Source organism: Rhabdothermincola sediminis (assembly GCF_014805525.1).
GTDB lineage: Bacteria > Actinomycetota > Acidimicrobiia > Acidimicrobiales > Acidimicrobilacustridaceae > Rhabdothermincola > Rhabdothermincola sediminis.
Genome location: NZ_JACFSZ010000023.1, coordinates 1 through 21,491, shown reverse-complemented (window position 1 = coordinate 21,491; position 21,491 = coordinate 1). Strand labels below are relative to the sequence as shown.

The 21,491-nt window shown below is 72.1% G+C and carries 21 protein-coding genes; 20 read left to right on the top strand and 1 reads right to left on the bottom strand.

The window, feature by feature from the left end:
• The first annotated feature begins 43 nt into the window (after positions 1-43).
• From HZF19_RS15225 to thpR, 13 genes are all read left to right on the top strand, one after another.
• Positions 44-679, top strand: coding sequence for a helix-turn-helix domain-containing protein (locus tag HZF19_RS15225; RefSeq protein ID WP_208029656.1), 636 nt, complete (start codon positions 44-46; stop codon positions 677-679).
• Positions 676-1,575, top strand: coding sequence for a 4-hydroxy-tetrahydrodipicolinate synthase (gene dapA / locus HZF19_RS15220; RefSeq protein WP_307781251.1), 900 nt, complete (start codon positions 676-678; stop codon positions 1,573-1,575). The genes HZF19_RS15225 and dapA overlap by 4 nt, the downstream gene beginning before the upstream one ends.
• A complete protein-coding gene (locus HZF19_RS15215) occupies positions 1,568-3,232 on the top strand; it encodes a ribonuclease J (protein ID WP_208029655.1) in 1,665 nt (554 codons plus the stop codon). Before dapA ends, HZF19_RS15215 begins: the two co-directional genes overlap by 8 nt.
• A 21-nt stretch (positions 3,233-3,253) precedes the next feature.
• Entirely contained in the window at positions 3,254-4,255 is a 1,002-nt protein-coding gene (gene bioB, locus HZF19_RS15210; RefSeq protein WP_208029654.1) for a biotin synthase BioB, read from the top strand.
• A 5-nt stretch (positions 4,256-4,260) separates the two neighbouring features.
• Entirely contained in the window at positions 4,261-4,440 is a 180-nt protein-coding gene (gene bsaP, locus HZF19_RS15205; RefSeq protein ID WP_208029653.1) for a biotin synthase auxiliary protein BsaP, read from the top strand.
• Positions 4,441-4,532: 92 nt separating this feature from the next.
• Positions 4,533-7,007: an FtsK/SpoIIIE family DNA translocase gene (locus tag HZF19_RS15200; RefSeq protein WP_208029652.1), complete on the top strand. Its 2,475-nt coding sequence runs from the start codon at positions 4,533-4,535 to the stop codon at positions 7,005-7,007.
• 6 nt (positions 7,008-7,013) lie between these two features.
• Complete coding sequence (locus HZF19_RS15195) at positions 7,014-7,979, top strand: calcium/sodium antiporter (RefSeq protein ID WP_208029651.1); 966 nt, start codon at positions 7,014-7,016, stop codon at positions 7,977-7,979.
• A 59-nt stretch (positions 7,980-8,038) separates the two neighbouring features.
• Entirely contained in the window at positions 8,039-8,953 is a 915-nt protein-coding gene (locus HZF19_RS15190; protein WP_208029650.1) for an SMP-30/gluconolactonase/LRE family protein, read from the top strand.
• A 13-nt stretch (positions 8,954-8,966) separates the two neighbouring features.
• Positions 8,967-9,503: an NUDIX hydrolase gene (locus tag HZF19_RS15185; RefSeq protein ID WP_208029649.1), complete on the top strand. Its 537-nt coding sequence runs from the start codon at positions 8,967-8,969 to the stop codon at positions 9,501-9,503.
• 45 nt (positions 9,504-9,548) lie between these two features.
• Positions 9,549-10,832: a 30S ribosomal protein S12 methylthiotransferase RimO gene (rimO, locus tag HZF19_RS15180; protein WP_208029648.1), complete on the top strand. Its 1,284-nt coding sequence runs from the start codon at positions 9,549-9,551 to the stop codon at positions 10,830-10,832.
• On the top strand, positions 10,829-11,470 hold the full coding sequence (pgsA, locus tag HZF19_RS15175; RefSeq protein ID WP_208029647.1) for a CDP-diacylglycerol--glycerol-3-phosphate 3-phosphatidyltransferase: 642 nt from the start codon (positions 10,829-10,831) through the stop codon (positions 11,468-11,470). Before rimO ends, pgsA begins: the two co-directional genes overlap by 4 nt.
• 19 nt (positions 11,471-11,489) lie before the next feature.
• Positions 11,490-12,725, top strand: coding sequence for a competence/damage-inducible protein A (locus HZF19_RS15170; RefSeq protein WP_208029646.1), 1,236 nt, complete (start codon positions 11,490-11,492; stop codon positions 12,723-12,725).
• Between the two features lie 26 nt (positions 12,726-12,751).
• Positions 12,752-13,252 carry an RNA 2',3'-cyclic phosphodiesterase gene (thpR, locus tag HZF19_RS15165; RefSeq protein WP_208029645.1) on the top strand — a complete coding sequence of 167 codons (501 nt, stop codon included), beginning with the start codon at positions 12,752-12,754 and terminating at the stop codon, positions 13,250-13,252.
• A gap of 33 nt (positions 13,253-13,285) precedes the next feature.
• Here the strand turns inward: thpR and msrB are convergent, their stop codons facing one another.
• Complete coding sequence (gene msrB, locus HZF19_RS15160; RefSeq protein ID WP_208029644.1) at positions 13,286-13,696, bottom strand: peptide-methionine (R)-S-oxide reductase MsrB; 411 nt, start codon at positions 13,694-13,696, stop codon at positions 13,286-13,288.
• A gap of 258 nt (positions 13,697-13,954) precedes the next feature.
• On the opposite strand from msrB, the gene recA reads away from it, so the two are divergent.
• From recA to HZF19_RS15125, 7 genes are all read left to right on the top strand, one after another.
• Positions 13,955-14,989, top strand: coding sequence for a recombinase RecA (gene recA / locus HZF19_RS15155; protein WP_307781250.1), 1,035 nt, complete (start codon positions 13,955-13,957; stop codon positions 14,987-14,989).
• A 163-nt stretch (positions 14,990-15,152) separates the two neighbouring features.
• Positions 15,153-16,535 carry a tRNA (N6-isopentenyl adenosine(37)-C2)-methylthiotransferase MiaB gene (gene miaB, locus HZF19_RS15150; RefSeq protein ID WP_208029643.1) on the top strand — a complete coding sequence of 461 codons (1,383 nt, stop codon included), beginning with the start codon at positions 15,153-15,155 and terminating at the stop codon, positions 16,533-16,535.
• A gap of 23 nt (positions 16,536-16,558) precedes the next feature.
• Positions 16,559-17,449 (top strand): tRNA (adenosine(37)-N6)-dimethylallyltransferase MiaA, encoded by an 891-nt coding sequence (gene miaA / locus HZF19_RS15145; protein WP_307781249.1) that lies wholly within the window; start codon positions 16,559-16,561, stop codon positions 17,447-17,449.
• A gap of 32 nt (positions 17,450-17,481) precedes the next feature.
• Entirely contained in the window at positions 17,482-18,294 is an 813-nt protein-coding gene (dapF, locus tag HZF19_RS15140) for a diaminopimelate epimerase (RefSeq protein ID WP_208029642.1), read from the top strand.
• Positions 18,287-19,648, top strand: a complete 1,362-nt coding sequence (gene hflX / locus HZF19_RS15135; protein ID WP_208029641.1) for a GTPase HflX — start codon at positions 18,287-18,289, stop codon at positions 19,646-19,648. Before dapF ends, hflX begins: the two co-directional genes overlap by 8 nt.
• 5 nt (positions 19,649-19,653) lie before the next feature.
• Positions 19,654-20,760 (top strand): aminotransferase class I/II-fold pyridoxal phosphate-dependent enzyme, encoded by a 1,107-nt coding sequence (locus HZF19_RS15130; RefSeq protein ID WP_208029640.1) that lies wholly within the window; start codon positions 19,654-19,656, stop codon positions 20,758-20,760.
• 15 nt (positions 20,761-20,775) lie between these two features.
• Positions 20,776-21,491, top strand: a 716-nt coding sequence (locus tag HZF19_RS15125) for a hypothetical protein (RefSeq protein WP_208029639.1), incomplete at its 3' end; no start/stop codon positions are given.

Genomic DNA, 21,491 nt, shown 5'->3' with positions numbered 1-21,491 from the left:
GCCCCCGACGGCTGGGGTGAGGCGCGCTGGTAGGGTGCCGAGGATGCCCGCCGAGTCACCTGCCGACCTGCTCGTGCTGCTCGGGCTGCGGTTGAAGGGTTTCGCCGAGCCCGCCACGCTGGCCGAGGCCGTGGGGCTCACGGTGGCCACGGTCGAGAAGCACCTCGAGGTGTTCGAGGCCGAGTCGCTGGTGCGCCATCGCCAGGGGAGGGTGAGTGGTTGGACCTTGACCGCCGCCGGCCGGGCAGAGGGTGAGCGGCTCCTCGCCGCCGAGCTCGACGAGACCGACACCCGCGAGCCCGTGGCCAGCGCCTATCGCTCGTTCCTCCGGCACAACCCCGCGCTCCTCGAGCTGTGCACCCGCTGGCAGGTGCGCGAGACCGGCGACGTCACGGTGGTGAACGACCACACCGATCGCGGCTACGACCAGGCGCTGGTGGACGAGCTGGTGTCGCTCGACGCGGCCGTCGGCCCGGTGTGCGATCGCCTGGCGGGCGCGCTCCAGCGCTTCTCCGGGTACCGTCCCCGGTTCACGAACGCGCTCGACCGGGTGCGCGGCGGTGAGCTCGACTGGTTCACCAAGCCGACGATCGACTCGTACCACACCGTGTGGTTCGAGCTGCACGAGCACCTGCTGGCCACGCTCGGCATCGAGCGGGGCAGCGAGACCAGGGAGTGAGGGCACCAGAGACGATGGCTCGCTTCGGACGTGTGCTGACCGCGATGGTGACGCCGTTCGGCGCCGACGGCCGGGTCGACCTCGACGGCGCGGCTGCGCTGGCCCGATGGCTGGTCGAGCAGGGCAACGACGGGCTGGTGGTCACCGGCACGACCGGTGAGGCCAGCGTGCTCACCGACGATGAGCAGGTCGAGGTGTGGCGAGCGGTGCGGGCCGCGGTGGACGTCCCGCTGCTGGCCGGGAGCGGCACCAACGACACCAGGCACGCGGCGGAGCTGACCGCCAGAGCCGATGGCGCGGGCCTCGACGGGGTGCTGGTGGTGACGCCCTATTACAACCGGCCCTCGCAGGCGGGGATCGAAGCCCACTTCCGCCGGGTCGCGGCTGCCACCCGCTTGCCGGTCCTCCTCTACGACATCCCGGTGCGCACCGGGCGCAAGATCTCCCACGATGTGCTGGTCCGCCTGGCCCGGGAGGTTCCAAACGTTGTGGGGGTGAAGGACGCGGCCGGCGACCCCGCAGCCTCGGCGCGCCTGCTGGCCGAGGCACCCGATGGCTTCGAGCTCTACAGCGGTGACGATTCGCTGACCCTGCCCCTGCTGGCGGTCGGTGCGGTCGGCGTCATCGGTGTGTGCACCCACTGGGCGGCGGCGCCGATGGGGGAGATGATCGCGGCGTTCGAGCGCGGCGAGCTGGCCGAGGCCCGGCGGATCAACGCCCGGCTCCTCGAGAGCTACGACTTCGAGACCGGAGACGCCGCGCCCAACCCCATCCCCGCCAAGGCCATGCTCCGGGCGCTCGGCCAGCCGGCAGGCCAGTGCCGTCTCCCCATGGGCGATGCGCCGGCCGGTCTGGAGGACCGGGCGCTCGAGGTCTGGAAGAACCTGCATGGCTGAGCCGGTCCGGATCACCTTCCTCGGGGGCCTGGGAGAGATCGGCCGCAACTGCGCCTGTATCGAGGTCGAGGGCTCGATCATGCTGCTCGACTGCGGGCTGATGTTCCCGGATCTCGACATGTTGGGTGTCGACCTGGTCCTGCCCGACTTCACCTACCTGCGCGAGAACGCGGAGCGCATCGTGGGTGCCATCGCCACGCACGGGCACGAGGACCACGTCGGTGGGTTCTCGTTCCTGCTGCGCGAGCTGTCCTTCCCGATCTACGGCTCCGCGCTCACGTTGGGCTTGGCGAGCAACCGCATCGAGGAGGCGGGACTGCTCGACCGCACCGAGCTGATCGCGGTGCGCGACGGTGAGCGTCGCACCATCGGGCCCTTCGACGTGGAGTTCATCCCGGTCACGCACTCGGTGCCACACGGCTTCGCCACGGCGTTCCACACCCCACAGGGGGTCATCCTGCACTCGGGCGATTTCAAGCTCGACCTGAACCCGGTCGATGGCCGCCTCACGGACCTGGCTCGCATCGGCGCCATCGCTGATCGTGACGGGATACGCCTGTTGCTGTCCGATTCGACCAACGCGGACGAGCATGGCCACAGCTCGTCGGAGTCGAGCGTGGGCCAGGTGCTCTACGACCTGTTCCACCAGTACGAGGGGCGCCGCATCATCACCACGTGCTTCGCGTCGCACATCCACCGGGTGCAGCAGATCGCGGATGCGGCCATCGCGTTCGGGCGCACGATCGCCACGATGGGCCTGTCGATGAAGCGCAACGTCAGCCTGGCACGGGCGATGGGGTTGCTGCGCATACCCGACCATGCGTTGCGAGACATCGAGGAGGTCGCCGATCTCGATCCCGCGCAGGTCTGCGTCATCAGCACTGGCTCCCAGGGTGAGCCGATGTCGGCGCTGGCGCTGCTGGCGGCCAGCGAGAACCGCTGGTTGCAACTCGGCCCCGGCGATGTGGCGATCATGAGCTCGCACCCGATCCCCGGCAACGAGGCCAACGTCAGCAAGGTGATCGACGGATTGGTCCGGCTGGGCGCCGATGTCGTGCACTCGGGCATCGCCGACGTGCACGCCACCGGGCACGCCAAGCAGGAGGAGCTCAAGACCCTGCTGTCGATCACCCGGCCGGAGTGGTTCGTGCCGGTGCACGGCGAGTACCGCCATCTCGTCGCTCACGCCCGGCTCGCGACGGGCATGGGGTTCCGATCGGAGCAGGTCATGGTGTGCGAGGACGGGGACCGCCTCACGCTGCACGACGGCGGCCTCGAGGTGCAGCGGGGTGCGGCGCCGGCCGGGTACCTCTACGTCGACGGGATCATCGGTGACGTGAGCGCGGGGGTGCTGCGTGACCGCCGGGTGCTGGCGGAGGAGGGCGTGGTGGTGGTCATCGTCGCGGTGGACGTCACCACGGGGGCGATCGTGACCGGTCCGGAGGTGATCACCCGGGGCTGGGTGCACGCGCCCGAGGCAGAGGACCTGCTCGACCAGTGCGCGCAACAGGTCCGTGACGCGGTGAAGGACGCCTTCAACAAGGACGCCACCGACATCGAGAGCCTGCAGCGCCAGGTGCGGCGGGCCGCGGGGCGGTTCGTGAACGAGCAGACCCGCCGGCGGCCCATGATCGTCCCGGTGGTGATGGAGGTCTAGCCGGCGTTACCCTCGGCGGCCATGTCCTCCCGCGCCCTCATCGCCGATGCCGAGGCCACGCTGCTCGACCGCAAGGAGCAGCTCAGCTTGGAGGAGCTGGCGGCGCTGGCCGCGCTCCCGAGCTCATCGGTGCCGTCGCTCGCCGCCCTGGCGCATGAGGTGCGTCTCGCCTGGTGCGGCCCCGAGGTCGAGGTCGAGGGCATCCTGTCGGCGAAGACCGGCGGCTGCCCCGAGGACTGCCACTTCTGCAGCCAGTCGGCCCGTTTCGAGACGCAGGTGCTCGCCACCCCGTTCCTCGACACCGACCAGGTGCTTCGGGCCGCCGAGGAGACCGCCCGGCTGGGTGCGTCGGAGTTCTGCATCGTGCTGGCGGTCCGTGGCCCGGACGAGCGCACGATGCAGCGGCTGCTGGAGCTCGTACCGATGGTGCGCGACCGGGTGGGCATCAACGTGGCCGTGAGCGCCGGCATCCTCACCGACGAGCAGGCCCGCCGCCTGTCCGAGGGTGGGGTGCACCGCTACAACCACAACCTCGAGACCGCCCGGTCCTTCTTCCCGCAGGTGGTCACCACCCACACCTGGGACGAGCGCTTCGAGACCTGCCGGCTGGTGCGCCGGCACGGCATGGAGCTGTGCTGCGGCGTGCTGCTGGGGATGGGGGAGTCGGTCGAGCAGCGCATCGAGCTCATCGGCCAGCTCCGGCAGGTGGAGCCGGACGAGGTGCCGATCAACTTCTTGAACCCCCGGCCGGGCACCCCGTTCGGGGATCGCCCGCTGGTCGAGCCGCTGGAGGCCATCCGGTGGATCGCGCTGTTCCGCCTGGGCCTGCCCGGTGCCATCCTGCGCTACGCCGGCGGCCGGGAGGTGACCCTGCGCGAGCTGCAGGCCCTGGGCATGACCGCCGGCATCAACGCACTGATCGTGGGCAACTACCTCACCACCCTCGGGCGTTCCCCGGAGGAGGACCTGCAGATGCTCGACGACCTGCGCATGCCGATCGGGGTCCTGTCGAAGGTGCTCTAGGGCCGATGGACCCCTGGTGCCGGTGGTGTGGCGCCCGCGCCGGGGCGTGTGACCAGGCGGCCTGCCGGCGGGCGCTCGACCCCCCTCGCCATTGCCCGTCGTGCGGCCGGCGCCTGCGGGTGGTGGTCATCCCGACCGGCTTCGAGGCCACCTGCCGGGAGCACGGTCCGCTCCCACCCGCCTGAGCCCCACCCGCGAGGGCCCGACAGAGCCGGGCGCTGGCGTCGCGCACGATCCGCCAGTGGCTGATGTTGCTGCTGTTAGCGTTGAGGCCACTGTGGCCACGAAGCAACGCAGCACGACGTCCTCGTCGCGCCCGAGGTCGACGCCACCGGCACGCACCGGCCGAGGCGCGAAGGGCTCGACGTCCGGCAACGGTCGCCAGGGACGCCAGGCGAAGGGCCGGTCCGGATCCGGCAGGTCCCGGTCGGGGAGGGCCGGCCTGGCGGCGGCGATCCGGGAAGCCTTCGACGGCCACGGCCACGACGTCTGGGGGGTGGTGTGCATCGCCGCCGGCATCGTCGCCGCGCTCGGGGTCTTCGCCGATGCCGCCGGCCCGGTGGGCGAGGCGGTCGCCGACATGCTCGGCTCCCTGGTCGGCCGCCTGGCGTGGCTGGTCCCGATCGCACTGGTCGCCCTCGGCGCGACCCTCGTGCGGGGCCCCCGCGAGGGCGAGCGCACCCGACTCCCGGTCCGGCCGATCATCGGCGCGGTGCTCCTCGCGGTCGCGGGCTCGGGGCTGCTCCATCTCGCCGGGGGCCGCCCGCCGCTCGACGCCCCCACCGCCGAGCTGACCCGTGCCGGTGGCTACGCGGGCGCTCTCACCGGCGGTCCCCTGGGCGAGCTGCTCGGGGTGTGGGGGTCGGGCTTCGTGCTCGGCGCCATCGCGGTGATCGGGCTGGTGCTGCTGACCGGCACGCCGGTGCGCGCCGCGTGGGCGCGGGTCGCGGCGGTGTCGGCAGCGGTGGGGCGCGCCGCGCGGGACCGGTCGCGCACCCTGTTCCACCTCGGCGACGGGGACCACACCATCGATCTGCGCGAGCAACGATCCGGAGGCGAACCGGACGAGGGTCGACCGGAGAGCCGGCTCCCGGCAGCGGAGGATGCCCCCACCGTGATCGTGGCCGGGGAGGACCCACCGCCCGATGCCGACCTCGCGGAGGACGAGCCGGTGGAACTCGAGCCCGCCGCCGAGCACCCCCTGCACGTTCCCGGGGCCGACGACGTGCCGGGTGAGGTGGAGCAGCTCGCCATCGACCTCGGCCCCGCTGCTCGGCCGCCGACCTGGAAGCTGCCGCCGGCCAAGCTCCTCGACCGCTCCGAGACCCAGGAGGTCGACCGGGCGTTCGTGGAGGAACAGGGCCGGACCCTGGAGAACGCGCTGGCCGAGCACGGGGTACAGACCCGCCTGGTGGGCATGGTCGTGGGCCCGACGGTGACCCGCTACGAGCTCGAGCTCGCCCCGGGCGTCAAGGTCGCCAAGGTGACCAGCCTGCACCGCGACATCGCCTACGCCATGGCCTCGCCCGACGTGCGGATCCTCGCCCCGATCCCCGGGCGCCAAGCCATCGGGGTGGAGGTACCGAACGCCAGGCGGCAGGTGGTGGCGCTGGGCGACATCCTGCAGTCGGAGGAAGCGAAGCGGGCCAAGCACCCCCTGGAGGTGGCGATCGGCCGTGACATCAACGGGCGGGCGATCCTGGCCAACCTGGCGACCATGCCCCACATCCTCATCGCCGGGGCGACCGGGGCGGGCAAGTCGTCGTGCATCAACTCCCTGATCACCTCGGTGCTGATGCGCTCGACACCGGACCAGGTGCGGATGATCCTCGTCGACCCCAAGCGGGTGGAGCTGGGCCAGTACAACCGCCTCCCGCACCTGCTGACGGGCGTGGTGACCAACCCGAAGAAAGCTGCCAACGCGCTGGCGTGGGCGGTGAGGGAGATGGAGCGGCGATACGACCTGCTCTCGGAGGTCGGTTTCCGCGACATCAACGGGTACAACGCGGCCTACGACCGCGGGGACCTCGTCGACGACGCGCCCGGTGCCCCGCAGTACGAGCGCCTGCCGTACATCCTGGTGGTGGTCGACGAGCTCAACGACCTCATGATGGTGGCGGCCCGCGACGTGGAGGAGTCGATCTGCCGCATCGCCCAGATGGCCCGCGCGGTCGGTATCCACCTGGTCATCGCCACCCAGCGGCCGTCGGTCAACGTCATCACCGGTGTCATCAAGGCCAACATCCCGGCGCGGCTGGCGTTCGCGGTGTCCAGCCTGGCCGACAGCCGGGTGATCCTCGACCAGGGTGGCGCTGAACGGCTGGTCGGCAGGGGCGACATGCTGCTGCTCGGGCCGTCGTCGAGCGTTCCCCAGCGGATCCAGGGCGCGTGGGTGACGGAGAAGGAGGTCCGCAACGTCGTCGCCCACTGGCGTCGGCAGTCCCCCGAGGTCGTCTACGTCGAAGGGGTCGAAGGTCCCGACGACGCGGAGCCCGGCTCCGGTGGCGGTGGCGCCGGTGGTGACGACGACGACGATCTGCTGCTCCAGGCGATGGAGCTCGTGGTCCGCTCCCAGCTCGGCTCGACCTCGATGCTGCAGCGCAAGCTCCGTGTGGGGTTCGCGCGCGCCGGACGCCTCATGGACCTGCTCGAGCAGCGTGGCGTGGTCGGCCCCTCGGAGGGCTCGAAGGCCCGCGCCGTGCTCATGACCCCCGAGGAGCTCGACGAGGTCCTGGCCGCCCAGAGCGGCTGACCGCCCGTGGTCCTCGCGGTCGCGTCCGTTCTCGCCGGTCTGGTCCTGCTCACGCAGGCCGCCGACCACTTCGTGCTGGGGTCGGCTCGCCTGGCCCGCCTGCTGCAGCTCTCGCCGGTGATCGTGGGCGTGGTGGTGATGGGCTTCGGGACCAGCGCCCCGGAGCTGTTCGTGTCGGGCCTGGCGGCCGTCGAGGGCAACGTCGACCTGGGGGTCGGCAACATCCTCGGCTCGAACGTCGCGAACCTCGCGCTCGTGCTCGGGTGCGCGGCGCTCGTGCGCCGGGTGGGCGTCACCTCACGGGTCTTGCGCCGCGAGGTCCCGCTCAGCGCGGCCGCTACGGTCGGGTTCGCGGTGATGGTGATGGCTGGTCGCCTCTACCGGATCGAGGGCGCCGTGCTGCTCGCCGGCTTCGCCGGGGCGGTGTGGCTGCTGGTTCGTGCCGCGTTGCGCAACCGGGAGGACGAGCGACGCCTCGTCGTCGAGGTGCAGGAAGAGACCGACCACGAGCGTGTCTCGCCTCGCCGGCGGGCGCGGGAGCTGCTGCGGGTGGTGCTGGGGCTCGCCGGCGTGCTGGTGGGGGCGCAGTTCCTGGTGAGCGGGGCCTCCGACGTGGCGGAGCGGCTCGGCATCTCCCAGGGGATCGTGGGTGTGACGCTGGTGGCGGTGGGAACCTCGTTGCCGGAGCTGGTGACCGCGATCGCCTCGTCACGCCACGGCCACGACGACCTGATCGTGGGGAACGTCCTCGGCTCCAACCTCGTCAACAGCCTCGCCGTGGGAGCTGTGGTGGCGCTGGCCGGCGCCGGCGCACTCGCCGATCCCGGGGTCGCCCGGCGGGCTGCGGTGGCGTCGATCGTCGTGGTCGCCGTGTCGTGGGTGGTGATGGGCCGGCGGCTGCTGGTGGACCGGGTCGAGGGAGGGGTGCTGCTCGGGCTCTACGCCGCCATGGTCCCGCTCCTGGTGCTCTGACTCGTGGGCTGATCCCCTGGCGGTGAGCGCGGGGAGCTCCCGCGTGCTAGGAACCGGCCATGAGCGAGCTGGTGGAGCTGGCATCGGGGCTGAGGTTCCCGGAGGGTCCGGTGGCCATGCCCGACGGCAGCGTGCTGCTGGTCGAGATCGCCCGGGGCACGCTGAGCCGGGTGCGTCCCGGCGGAACGATCGAGGTGGTGGCCGACTGCGGTGGAGGCCCGAACGGCGCGGCCATCGGACCCGACGGGGCCGTGTACCTCTGCAACAACGGGGGGTTCTTCGACTGGAACGAGGTGGAAGGCATCGGGTTGGTCCCGTCCCCGGGCTCGGCCCACGCGGGCGGTTCGATCCAGCGGGTCGATCCCACCACCGGTGAGGTGCGTGTGGTCTACACCGCCTGCGGCGATGACCCGCTCATCGCACCCAACGACCTCGTGTTCGACGTGCACGGCGGCTTCTGGTTCACCGACCACGGCGTCACCGGTGACTCGACCCAGGCCGCCGTGCTCTACGCCCACCCGGACGGCTCCCGCATCGAGGGGGTCGTGCACGGGCTCGAGAGCCCCAACGGCATCGGCCTGTCGCCCGATGGGTCGCGCCTGTACGTCGCCGAGACCCACCACGGCCGCCTCTGGGCCTGGGAGGTCACGGGCCCCGGTCGGGTGGCGACGTCGCCCTCGTCGCCGGGCAGGCACGGTGGCGAACTGCTCCACGACGCCCCGGAGGGCCAGCTGTTCGACTCGCTGGCCGTCGACGGCGACGGGTGGGTCTGCGTGGCGACCATCGTCAACGGCGGCATCACCTGCGTGTCGCCCGACGGTTCGACCATCGAACACGTGCCGGTCCCCGACACGATCGTGACCAACATCTGCTTCGGAGGTATCGGAGGCCGCACCGCGTTCATCACCGCGTCGGGCACCGGCAAGCTGTTCTCCTGCGAGTGGCCTCGCCCGGGCCTACCCCTCGCGTTCTGAACCAGCCACACCGATGCGCTGGACGGTCCACGGCGAGCGCACCCTCTACCGCAGCGACTGGTTGCGCCTGACGCTCGTCGATGTCGAGGTGCCGGGGATCCGGCGCTTCGAGCACCACGTGGTGCGATCCACCGCACCAGCCGTCGGGGTCATCGTGCACGACCCCGACCGCGGGGTGCTGCTGCTCTGGCGGCACCGCTTCATCACCGACACCTGGGGCTGGGAGATCCCCGCCGGGCGCGTCGACGCCGGTGAGAGCCTGGAGCAGGCCGCGGCCCGCGAGGCGCTGGAGGAGACCGGTTGGCGGCCCGGCCCGCTCGAGCGGCTGGCCAGCTGGTTCCCGACCAACGGGTTGTCCGACCAGTCGTTCACCGCGTACCTGGCGAGCGGCGCGGTGCACGTCGGCGAGCCGACCGATCCCTCGGAGGCCGAGCGGGTGGAGTGGGTCCCGGTGGATCGGGTGGTCGAGCTGCTGGCGCAGGGGGCGGTGACCGACGGGCTGTCGCTCACCGGGCTGGCCACCGCACTCGCCCTCGGTCGGTTGCGCTGACACCGCTCCGGCGGGCGGCAGGTGGCGCTCCGGTACGATCGGGGGATGGCGCGGACCTTCTGGGTGGAGACCCTGGGCTGTCCCAAGAACCAGGTGGACTCCGACAAGCTGGCCGGCACGCTGCTGGCGGAGGGCATGGCCGCCGCGCCGGCACCGGAGGACGCCGACCTGGTGGTGGTCAACACCTGTGCCTTCGTGGAGGAGGCCCGGGCCGAGTCGATCGAGACGATCCTCGCGCTGGGCGACGCCCGGCGGCCGGGCGCGCAGCTGGTGGTCACCGGCTGCCTGGCGGAGCGCTACGGCCAGGAGCTCGCGGCCGAGCTGCCGGAGGCCGACGCGGTCGTCGGCTTCGGGGTGCCGGTCACCATCGGCACGAAGCCCGCGACACCTTCGTTGGACCTGTTGAACCTTCCCCGCCCGCCGGCGGCGGCTCCCTGGGCGTACGTGAAGGTCGCCGAGGGATGCGACCGCAGCTGCGGCTTCTGCGCCATCCCCAGCTTCCGTGGCCGGCAGCGGTCGCGGACCCTCGACGAGGTGCTGGCCGAGATCGACGCGCTCGAGGTCCGTGAGGTCGTGCTGGTCGCCCAGGACCTCGCCAGCTACGGTCGCGACCAGGGCCGGGGCCGCAAGCAGCTCGTGCCGCTCGTGCGTGAGGCGGCCCGGCGGGTCGACTGGGTGCGGCTGCTCTACCTGTATCCCGCCGAGCTGTCCGACGAGCTGATCGACACGATCGTGGCCACCGGCGTGCCCTACTTCGATCTCTCCCTCCAGCACGTGTCGGCGCCCTTGCTGCGGCGCATGCGCCGCTGGGGTGACGCCCGCCGCTTTCTCGAGCGCATCGATCGCATCCGCCGGTCGGAGCCCGCGGCCGCGCTGCGCACCAACTTCATCGTGGGGTATCCGGGGGAGACGGAGGCCGATCACGACGCGCTGCTCGCGTTCGTCGAGCAGGCGCAGCTCGATTGGTGCGGGTTCTTCGCCTTCTCCCGCGAGGAGGGCACCTACGCGGTCGGGCTCGACGGCGAGGTCCCGGCGTCGCTGGTGGCGGAGCGGCTGGCCGAGCTGCGCGAGCTGCAGGACGCCATCATGGCGACCAAACGCGACGAGTTGCTCGGCAGCCGTGTCGAGGTGTTGGTGGAGGCACCGGGGCGGGCCCGCAGCTACCGGGAGGCACCCGAGATCGACGGCGTCATCGCCGTGCCCTCGCACCTCCCCGTCGGCGTCTTCGCCGAGGTCGAGATCACCGGCGCGGCAGGTCCCGATCTCGAGGCGGTGCCGGTCGGGGCGCCGGCTCCTGCCGGTGTGGCGGGCGGTGGGGCGGGGCCATGAGCGACGTGGAGCCGGGCGAGGGCCGGGCGAGCGCCCCGGCACCCCCGCACGCATCCGTCTACGGACCCTCGGCGCTGGCCACGCCGGCGAACTTCGTGACCGTCGTGCGGCTGCTCGCCGCACCGGCCTTGTTCGCCATGATCGCCGACACCGTGGCCACCTGGCCCAACTTCGTCTTCTGGACCGTGCTCGCCGCCACCGACTTCGTCGACGGGTTGATGGCCCGCCGCTACGGCACCACCCGCAGCGGCGCCTTCCTCGATCCGCTGGCCGACAAGGTGCTGGTGCTCGGGGCCATGTTCGCCCTGGTCGCCGCGGACGCCTTCCCGCTGGTGCCGGTGGTGGTGATCGCGGCCCGCGAGCTCGCGATCTCGCTGTTCCGGGTGCAGCTCGCCCGCCACGGGCTGGCGGTGCCCGCTCGCCCGAGCGCGAAGGCCAAGACGTTCCTGCAGGCGCTGGCCGTCGGCGCGGCCCTGATGCCCTGGTTGGTGCCCTACCGCTGGATCGCCAACTCGCTGCTGTGGGCCGCGGTGTTCTTCGCCCTGGTCAGCGGGGGCCAGTACCTGCTCGACGGCCGGCGGGCAGCCACGACCATGTCCCGCGATCCCGGTGGCCCCCACTACCCGCCCGGCGGCTGAGCGGCGGGAGCGTCGAGCGATGCGCTGTGAGGTCGTTGCGGTCGGCACGGAGCTGTTGCTCGGCCAGATCGTGGACACGAACTCGGCCTGGATCGGTGAGCAGCTCGCCGTCGCGGGCATCGACTCGCACTTCCAGACCAAGGTGGGCGACAACCGGGAGCGGATCGGGCAGGCGTTGCGCATCGCGCTGGATCGCTCCGACGCGGTGATCGTGTGCGGCGGCCTCGGGCCGACCCCCGACGACATCACCCGCGACGTCATCGCGGAGGTGATGGGGGTCGAGTTGCAGCTCGACCCCGAGGTGGAGGAGCGCATCAGGGCGATGTTCGGCGCTCGCGGTCGCGAGATGCCCGCCAACAACCTCCGCCAGGCATTGGTGCCGGTCGGGGCGACCGTGATGGCACAGCAGCCCGGCACCGCCCCCGGACTGATCTGCCCAGTGGGCGACAAGGTGATCTACGCCGTGCCCGGCGTCCCCTACGAGATGCAGGCGATGGTGGCGGGCGCGGTGATCCCCGACCTGCGGCGACGGGCCGGCGAGCAGGCGGTGATCCGCAGCCGCGTGTTGCGTACCTGGGGCCAGTCCGAGTCGGGTCTGGCGGAGATGCTCGCCGGACGCATCGAGGAGCTCGATCGGTCGGGTCGGTGCACGCTGGCGTTCCTCGCCAGCGGCATCGAGGGCATCAAGATCCGGGCCACGGCCAAGGCGGCCACCCTCGACGAGGCCGACGCCATCCTCGACGCGGAGGTCGAGCTGCTCGAGCAGCTCCTCGGTGATCTGGTATTCAGCACCCACGACGAGTCCATGGAGGAGGTCGTCGTGGCCATGCTGCGAGACCGGGGACTCACCCTCGCCGCCGCCGAGTCGGTCACCGGCGGGCTGGTGTCCGCCCGGGTGACCGCGGTGCCCGGCGCCAGCGAGGTGTTCCGGGGTGGGGTGGTCTCTTACGCCAGCGAGGTGAAGTTCGACGTGCTGGGGGTGCGCCGGGGCCCGGTGGTGAGCGACGAGGCGGCGGTCGAGATGGCGGAGGGAGCCTGCCGGTTGCTGGGCGCGGACTGCGCGGTGGCGGTCACCGGGGTGGCCGGACCGGCCGAGCAGGAGGGTCTGCCGGTCGGCACCGTGTTCATGGCGGTGACCGTGGAGGGCGACACCCGCTCGACCATGGTGCGCCTGCCCGGCGATCGGGAACGGGTCCGCCAGTTCGCCGCCATCTCGGTGCTGGACATGCTCCGGCGAGCGTTGCGGGGCCGCTAGGACGCCGAGACGCCGGGAGGCTCCGTATGGCCAGGCTGTTCATCGCCGTGCAGCCGACCGAGGAGGTGCTCGACGCGCTGGCCGCGCTCCCTCGACCGGACGATCCCGGGGTGCGTTGGACCCGCCGCGAGCACTGGCACGTGACCCTGCGGTTCCTGGGGGAGGCCGACCCGGAGGAGGCCGCCGAGGCGTTGGCCGGTCTCGATCAGCCCGAGACGGAGGCGTTGCTGGGCCCGGCGGTGAGCCGGGTGGGCCGCTTCGTGGTGGCCATCCCGGTGCAGGGCCTCGACGAGCTGGCGGCGGCGGTGCGGGCGCTCACCGCGGGGATCGGGGAGCCCCCCGATCCCCGGCCCTTCACCGGCCACCTGACCCTGGCCCGACTGGGTCGGCGCGCCGCCTGCGGGCTGGCCGGGGCCCCATTCTCGGCTCGGTTCCCGGTGCGGGAGGTCGAGCTGCTGCGAAGCACGCTCACCGCCGAGGGCCCGATCCACGAGGTGATCGCCCGCCGGCCGTTGCGGCCCCGCTGAGGGCGCGAGGCCCGCCCGGGCGGGGCGTCACGGTCACGGGGAGCTGGCGCGGTCCGCTCCGGTTGGGTCGGTGTCGCGGTCGAGGCGCAGCGCGCAGGAGTTCATGCAGAAGCGCTGGCCGGTGGGTCGGGGGCCGTCGTCGAACACGTGCCCCAGGTGGGCCCCGCAGGAGGCGCAGATCACCTCGGTGCGCACCATGCCATGGCTGGTGTCGAGACGGGTGTCGACGGCCCCTTCGATGGGCTGCCAGAAGCTCGGCCACCCGGTGCCGGAGTCGTATTTGGTGTCGGAGGTGTACAGAGGGGCGTCGCAGACCACGCAGCGGTAGACGCCGTCGTCGTGGCAGTCCCAGTACTCGCCGGTGAAGGCCCGTTCGGTGCCGCCCTCCTGGGTGACGTGGTACTGCTCGGGGGTGAGCCGTCGGCGCAGGTCGGTGTCGTCCATGTCGCTCCTCTGGGTCTGGCCGGTTTCGGTCGAGGGGTCGTCGGTGGCGGTCAGGGAAACACCTCCTCCGCCCGGGTCGTTCCCTGGTCGTGGGTCCCGGCGGGGAATGCTTGATCGAACGGCTGTTCGCAATTACGTTGGCGTCATTCCTGTCAGACCCCCCGGGTAGGGTCGCACACAGATCGCTGCGTACGCCGGGCGACCGGGCCGATCCGCAGCCACCCAGCACGCATCGTCAGAGCAGCAAAGGGGAGCACGGTGGAGCGAGAGAAGGCCCTCGAGATGGCCCTGGGTCAGATCGAGAAGCAGTTCGGCAAAGGGTCGGTCATGAAGATGGGCGAGAAGGGCGCCATGGCGGTCGAGACCATCCCGACCGGCGCCTTGGCCCTCGACCTGGCACTCGGCGTCGGGGGGCTCCCCCGGGGCCGGATCGTCGAGATCTACGGCCCGGAGTCGTCGGGCAAGTCCACCCTCGCCATGCACGTCGTGGCCGAGGCGCAGCGCAACGGCGGCATCTGCGCGTACATCGACGCCGAGCACGCCATGGACCCGGTCTACGCCCGGGCCATCGGCGTCGACGTCGACGAGTTGCTCATCTCCCAGCCCGACACCGGTGAGCAGGCCTTGGAGATCGCCGACATGCTCATCCGTTCCGGGGCGCTCGACGTGGTGGTCATCGACTCGGTGGCCGCCCTCACCCCCCGGGCCGAGATCGAGGGTGAGATGGGCGACTCCCACGTCGGGTTGCAGGCGCGGCTGATGTCGCAGGCGTTGCGCAAGCTCACCGCCAACCTCAACAAGTCGAACACCATCTGCATCTTCATCAACCAGCTCCGGGAGAAGATCGGTGTGATGTTCGGGTCACCCGAGACCACCCCGGGTGGGCGGGCGCTCAAGTTCTATGCGTCGGTCCGGCTCGACATCCGCCGCATCGAGTCCATCAAGGACGGGGTCGAGGTGATCGGTAACCGCACCCGGGTCAAGGTGGTGAAGAACAAGGTTGCCCCCCCGTTCCGGCAGTGCGAGTTCGACATCATGTACGGCAAGGGCATCAGCCGTGAAGGGTCGCTGCTCGACGTCGGGGTCGATCAGGGCATCGTCAAGAAGTCGGGGGCCTGGTTCACCTACGAGGGGGAGCAGCTCGGGCAAGGGCGCGAGAACGCCAAGCAGTTCCTGGCGGAGAACCCCGAGATCATGATGGAGATCTCCGACCGGGTGCTCAGCGCGGTGGGCATCGGCGCCGCGGACGAGATGACCGAGGCCGACGACATCCCCATCACTCTCGACGACTGAGTCCCACCAGTCGCCAGCGAGCCGTCCCCGGGACGGTCGCCACTGCCTCCCCCTCGGCGTGGTGGCGGCCGTTCCGGTGCGGGCGGCACCGTCATCGGGATCGGGCCCCGCGGAGGTCGGTGCTGTCTCGCCGGTCGAGGTGGCGCCTCCTAACCTGGACCGGGTGGATCGCCGGTACTTCATCCGCACCTACGGGTGCCAGATGAACGAGCACGACTCGGAGCGGATCGCGGGTCTCCTCGAGGGCGAGGGTCTCGTGGCGGCCAGCTCCGCCGACGAGGCCGACGTGGTCGTGCTCAACACCTGCTGCATCCGGGAGAACGCCGACAACAAGCTCTACGGTGCCCTCGGGCACCTCAAGGCGGCCAAAGCCGCCCGGCCCGAGCTCGAGATCGTTGTCGCTGGCTGCCTCGCCCAGAAGGACCGCGAGCTCATCCGCCAGCGAGCCAGCCACGTCGACGTGGTCGTGGGAACCCACAACGTGCACCGCACCGGCGAGCTGCTCGAGCGCGCCCGCCGGGAGGGGCCGGTGGTGGAGATCTGGGACGAGGCCCTCGACGAGGCGGAGGCCTTCCCGTCCGCGCTCCCCGTGAAGCGGGAGGTCGACTACGCGGCGTGGGTCACCATCCAGGTGGGCTGCGACAACCGCTGCGCGTTCTGCATCGTGCCCGCGGTACGGGGGCGGGAGATCAGCCGCCCCATGGACGAGCTGGTGGCGGAGGTCGAGCGGCTGGCGTCCGAAGGGGTGGTCGAGGTGACCCTGCTCGGCCAGAACGTCAACTCCTATGGTCGCGATCTCACCAAGCGCCGGCCGCTGTTCGCCGAGTTGCTCGCCGCGGTGGCGCGGGTGGAGGGCATCGAGCGGGTCCGCTTCACCAGCCCCCACCCGAAGGACCTTCGGCCCGAGACCATCGAGGCGATGGCCACCCACCCCGCCGTCTGTCCCCACCTGCACCTGCCCCTACAGTCGGGCAGCGACCGGGTGCTGGCGGCGATGCACCGGGGCTACACGGCCGAGCGGTACCTCAGCCGGCTGGAGGCCGCGCGCGCCGCGGTGGCCGATCTCGCGGTCACCACCGACCTGATCGTCGGGTTCCCCGGGGAGACCGACCAGGATTTCGAGCGCACGCTCGAGGTGGTGGCCGCCGCGGGCTACGACAGCGCGTACACCTTCGTGTTCTCGCCTCGCCCCGGCACGGAGGCCGCTGCGCTCACCGATCGGTTCGTGCCCCCGGAGGTCGTGGCCGAACGGTTCGAGCGGCTGCGAGTCGTCGTCGAGCGTTCCGCGTTGGCCCGGCATCGGGACCGCATCGGCCGCGAGGAACTGGTACTGGTCGAAGGTCCCAGCAAGAAGGACCCGTCGCTGCGTACCGGGCGCACGGGGCAGAACAAGCTGGTCCATTTCCGCAGCGCCGAGCACCTGCGGCCGGGCACCTTCGCCCGGGTGCGGGTCACGGATGCCAGCGCACACTTCCTGCGTGGCGACCTGCTGGCGGTGACCGCGGCGCCCCGCCATCGCCGGCGCATCCCGGTGGTGGCCGGCTGAGCGGCGCCGCGCCGGCCCGCCACGTGGCGTTGGTCGGTCCCACCGCCTCGGGCAAGTCGGCGGTGGCGCTCGCGCTGGCCCGCCGGTATCCGGAGCTGGAGTTGGTGTCGGTCGACTCGATGCAGGTGTACCGAGGCATGGACATCGGCACCGCCAAGCCGACGCCGGCCGAGCGGGCCGAGGTGCCCCATCACCTCATCGACCTGGTGGACCCCTGGCAGGAGTTCACGGTGGCTGAGTTCCAGCGGGCGTTCCAAGAGACGCTGGCGACCATCGAGGCCCGGGGTCACCGGGCCCTGCTCGTCGGGGGAACCGGTCTCTACCTGCGAGCGGTGGTCGACCGCCTGGAGATCCCCGGCCGGTTCCCGCAGGTGCGGGCGGAGCTGGAGGCCGAGGCCGACACGAGTCGTCTCCATCGACGCCTGGCCGAGCTCGATCCGCCCGCCGCGGCGCGGATGGAGCCGTCGAACCGCCGGCGGGTGCTGCGCGCACTGGAGGTCACCCTCGGCAGCGGTCGCCCCTTCTCCTCCTACGGGCCCGGCCTCGACACCTACCCGCCCTCGCCGTACTGCCTGATCGGGCTGCGGGTCCCTCGGGAGGAACTCGACGAACGCATCGCGGCGCGGTACCGCCAGCAGCTCGACGCCGGGTTCCTGGAGGAGGTCCGCGGCCTCGCCACCGACCCGCGGGGGATGTCGCGCACCGCCCGTCAGGCGCTCGGGTACAAGGAGCTGCTCGAGCACCTCGAAGGCCACGGCACCCTCGACGAGGCGCTGGAGCGGGCCATCACCCGCACCCGACGCTTCGCCCGCCGCCAGCTCCGCTGGTTCCGCCGCGACCCCCGCCTCGTCTGGATCGACGCCTCCTCCGGGCACAATCCGGTGGGCGAGCTCGCCCACCTGCTGGGAGACTGAGCCGCCTGCCCACTCACCGATCGAGGAGACTCGTGCAGCTCACCAAGCACCACGGACTGGCCAACGACTTCCTCGTCGTGCTCGACGAGGCGAACGGCGGCGCGGTCGAGGTCGACGGCGAGCTGGCACGCCGTCTCTGCCACCGGCGCACCGGCATCGGCGCCGACGGGCTGATCCGCGGTGCCATCCCGACCGGCGAGGACCGCGACGCGGGCGTCGATCTCGTCATGCACCTGTACAACGCGGACGGCAGCCGGGCGGAGATGAGCGGCAACGGCATCCGATGCCTGGCCCAGGCCTTCACCCGCCTGCGGGGATGCGACCAGGCGACGGTGGTGGTGCGCACCGACGGGGGTGTCCGTGAGGTGGCGGTCCGAGCCGGCACCTCCACCGAGTCGGTGGCCACGGTGGGGATGGGCCGGGCGCAGGACGGCCCGCCGGTGCCCGGCCCGCTGGCCGAGGAGCTCGACGGGCGGTATCGCACGCTCGATCTCGGCAACCCACACCTGGTGGTCGAGGTGCCTGACCCGGCCAGCGTCGACCTGGCGACCGAGGGGGCCTGGCTCGAGCAGCAGTTCCCCGGCGGGGTCAACGTCGAGTTCATCGCCCCGGGCGTCGGCGACGATCAGGTGACGATGGTGGTGTGGGAACGCGGCGTAGGGATCACCGAGGCGTGCGGCACCGGGGCCTGCGCGGCCGCCGTGGCCGCGCACGGATGGGGTCTGGTCGGCACCCCGGTGCAGGTCCGGATGCCCGGCGGCACGGCGGAGGTCGACATAGGTGACGAGATCCGACTCACGGGCCCGGCGGTGTTCGTGGCGGTCATCGAGGTCGACGGTGGCTGATCGGTCGCGCCGCGCTCGGCCGGCCGAGGGCGCCGCGCGCCACCGGGACGGCAGTCACCGCGGTGCGTTCGGCGAGTACGGCGGCGAGTCGACCGGTCTCATCGAGCGGGCCTTCCGGGAACGCATCGTGCTGGTGGGCGTGACCCTCCCGCCCCACACCGGCGAGGACACCGAGCGCTCCCTCGACGAGCTGGCGCTGCTGGTCGACACCGCGGGAGCCGATGCGGTCGACCGGGTGATCCAGCAGCGCGGGGCGCCCGATCCGGCCACCTACATCGGCAAGGGCAAGTTGGCCGAGCTGCGGGAGCGCTGCGAGGAGCTCGACGCGGACACGGTGGTGTTCGACGACGAGCTCACCCCGGCCCAGCAACGCAACCTGGAGAAGGAGCTGGGCCGCACCGCGCTCGACCGCACCGCGGTGATCCTCGACATCTTCGCCCAGAACGCCCACAGCCAGGAGGGCAAGGCGCAGGTCGAGCTGGCCCAACTCCGATACCGGCTGCCGCGCCTGCGGGGGAAGGGCCGGGCGCTCAGCCAGCAGGCGGCGGGCATCGGCACCCGGGGTCCCGGCGAGACCCAGCTCGAGGTCGACCGCCGGCGCCTGGAGCGGCGGATGCACAAGCTCGAAGCCGACCTGCGCCGCATCGACCGGACCCGCCGTACCCAGGCCAAGGCCCGCCAACGGTCGAGCCTGCACCTGGTGGCCATCGTCGGCTACACGAACGCCGGCAAGTCCACGTTGCTCAACCGGCTCACCGATGCCGGGGTGCTGGTCGAGGACCGGCTCTTCGCCACCCTCGACGCCACCACCCGCCGGCTGCACCTCCCCGGCGGTGAGACCGTCCTGCTGACCGACACCGTGGGGTTCATCACCAAGCTGCCCCACCAGCTCGTGCAGGCCTTCCGGTCCACTCTCGATGTGGTGGTGGACGCTGACCTGCTGGTCCACGTGGTCGACGCCTCGGCCCCGGATCCGGAGGCCAACATCCGCGCGGTGGAGCAGGTGCTGGCCGAGATCGGTGCGGGCTCGATCCTGCAGCTGATGGCCTGCAACAAGGCCGACGTCGCGCCGGGTGCGGCCAGCGCGCTGGTGGCGGCCCACTCCGGGGCGGTGGCGATCTCCGCTCGCACCGGCGAGGGCATCGACGCGCTGCTCCGGGCGATCGGCGACCGCCTCCGGGCCTTGACCACCATCCACGAGCTGGTCGTGCCCTACGACCGAGGTGACGTGCTGGCGTCGCTGCACCGGGAAGGGGAGGTGCTGGTGGAGACCGCGGGTGAGGGAGGGGTGCGGGTCCGGGCCCGCCTCGACGAAGCCTCCGCCACCCGCTGGCACGAGTTCGTAGTGGAATAGGGCCCATGGGCTTCACCCCGCCCCCGTATCCCTACGATCGGCTGGCCGAGCTGCGCCGGTCGGCCGATGCCCACGACGGGGGCTGCGTCGACCTGTCCGTTGGCACGCCCACGGATCCGCCGGCGGCCGTGGTGGTCCGCGCGCTGGCCGAGTCGGGTGCTGAGCGCGGTTACCCACCGTCGGTCGGCACCCCCGCTTACCGTGACGCGGCCGCCGGCTGGCTGCGCCGCCGGCTGGGCGTGGACCTCGACCCCGCTCACCTCGCGGCGTGTGTGGGCACCAAGGAGCTGGTGGCGGGGGTGCCGCACTGGCTGCGCCTGCGTTCACCCGATCGGGACACCGTGCTGTACCCCGAAGTGAGCTACCCGACCTACGAGATGGGGGCACTGCTGGCCGGGGCCCGGGCAGTGCCCGTCCGGGTCGACGAGCGGTTCCGCCTCGACCTGTCCTCCGTCGACCCCGCGGACGCGGCTCGGGCGCTGTGCCTCTGGGTCAACACGCCGGGCAACCCGGCGGGTGGGCTGGACGACCTCGGCGCGGTCGCCGCCTGGGGGCGGGCACAGGGGGTGCCGGTGTTCAGCGACGAGTGCTACGTCGAGTTCACCTGGGACGGCCCGCCCCGCACCATCCTGGAGCACGGTCTCGACGGGGTGGTCGCGGTGCACTCCCTGTCGAAGCGGTCGAACCTGGCCGGGGCCCGAGCGGGTTTTTATGCCGGTGACCCCGAGCTGGTGGGGTACCTGGCCGAGCTGCGCAAGCACGCGGGATTCATGGTGCCGGGGCCTGTACAGGCCGCGGCGGTCGCCGCCTGGGACGACGACCGCCACGTGGACGAGCAGCGGGACCGATACCGGCGGCGCCTCGAGCTGTTCGCCGGGATCCTGGCGGCGGTCAGCATCGACGTGCCCCTGCCGGCGGGAGGGTTCTACCTCTGGGCCCCTGCCCCCAGCGGCGATGCCTGGGGCCTCGCCCGGCGCCTGGCCACGGAGGGTGGGGCGCTGGTCAGCCCGGGGGATTTCTACGGTGCGGCCGGCGCGGGCCACGTGCGGGTGGCGGTGGTGCAGCCGGAGGAGCGGCTCCGGCTGGTGGGCCGGCGGCTCGGCTGCGGGTGAGCGGGAAGACCGACCATGGACCCGTTCCCGCCGCAGCCGCCACCCCTGGAAGGTGCCGGTCCGCTCGGGCCCCGCAAGGTGTCGCCGGCGGGCTACTGGATCGGCGGGGCGGTCATCGCGGTGGGGGTGGCCATCGCCGTGGTGTGGTTCGTAGCCACGGTCGTGGGCCTGGTGAACCCCACCGACGACTTCCACCGGGTCGACGTGCCCTCGAGGGCGGGCGTGGTGCTCGACGAAGGGGACTGGGTGGTCTACGTCGAGAGCGACTCGCTGTACGTGGTGGTGGAGCCCGAGGTCGTGATTCGCGACCCGGGCGGCCGGGTGGTGCCCCTCGAGCGTCCCTCAGCGAGCCAGACGTACACCGCGGGTGGCCGGCACGGGCGGTCGATGGCCGAGTTCCGGGCCCGGGTCGCCGGCCGCTACACCGTCGAGACCTACGGCGAGTCGGGAGCCAGCAGCCGGGCCGGCGGCCACCGGGTGGCCATCGGCCGTCCCGTCTTCGAGGTCGGATCCGTCGTGGGGATCGTGGGAGCGATGGGCGTCGGGCTGGTGTCCACCGTGGTCGGGGTGGTCGTGATCGTGGTGACCGCGGTGCGCCGGTCGCGGGCCAGGTGGGCGGCTGCCCCGGCTCTCGCCCCCTACCAGCCGTACGGCCCGCCCGGGGCCTCCGGGTGGTACCCGCCCACGCCGCTCCTCGGTGATCCGTCGGCCGGGTCCCGGCCACTCATGCC

What these genes read in the sequence shown, in the direction of transcription:
- HZF19_RS15225 (WP_208029656.1), top strand. Translation starts at nt 44, where the DNA reads ATGCCCGCCGAGTCACCTGCCGACCTGCTCGTGCTGCTCGGGCTGCGG.
- HZF19_RS15215 (WP_208029655.1), top strand. Translation starts at nt 1,568, where the DNA reads ATGGCTGAGCCGGTCCGGATCACCTTCCTCGGGGGCCTGGGAGAGATC.
- bioB (WP_208029654.1), top strand. Translation starts at nt 3,254, where the DNA reads ATGTCCTCCCGCGCCCTCATCGCCGATGCCGAGGCCACGCTGCTCGAC.
- bsaP (WP_208029653.1), top strand. Translation starts at nt 4,261, where the DNA reads ATGGACCCCTGGTGCCGGTGGTGTGGCGCCCGCGCCGGGGCGTGTGAC.
- HZF19_RS15190 (WP_208029650.1), top strand. Translation starts at nt 8,039, where the DNA reads ATGAGCGAGCTGGTGGAGCTGGCATCGGGGCTGAGGTTCCCGGAGGGT.
- HZF19_RS15185 (WP_208029649.1), top strand. Translation starts at nt 8,967, where the DNA reads ATGCGCTGGACGGTCCACGGCGAGCGCACCCTCTACCGCAGCGACTGG.
- rimO (WP_208029648.1), top strand. Translation starts at nt 9,549, where the DNA reads ATGGCGCGGACCTTCTGGGTGGAGACCCTGGGCTGTCCCAAGAACCAG.
- pgsA (WP_208029647.1), top strand. Translation starts at nt 10,829, where the DNA reads ATGAGCGACGTGGAGCCGGGCGAGGGCCGGGCGAGCGCCCCGGCACCC.
- HZF19_RS15170 (WP_208029646.1), top strand. Translation starts at nt 11,490, where the DNA reads ATGCGCTGTGAGGTCGTTGCGGTCGGCACGGAGCTGTTGCTCGGCCAG.
- thpR (WP_208029645.1), top strand. Translation starts at nt 12,752, where the DNA reads ATGGCCAGGCTGTTCATCGCCGTGCAGCCGACCGAGGAGGTGCTCGAC.
- msrB (WP_208029644.1), bottom strand. Translation starts at nt 13,696, where the DNA reads ATGGACGACACCGACCTGCGCCGACGGCTCACCCCCGAGCAGTACCAC.
- HZF19_RS15130 (WP_208029640.1), top strand. Translation starts at nt 19,654, where the DNA reads ATGGGCTTCACCCCGCCCCCGTATCCCTACGATCGGCTGGCCGAGCTG.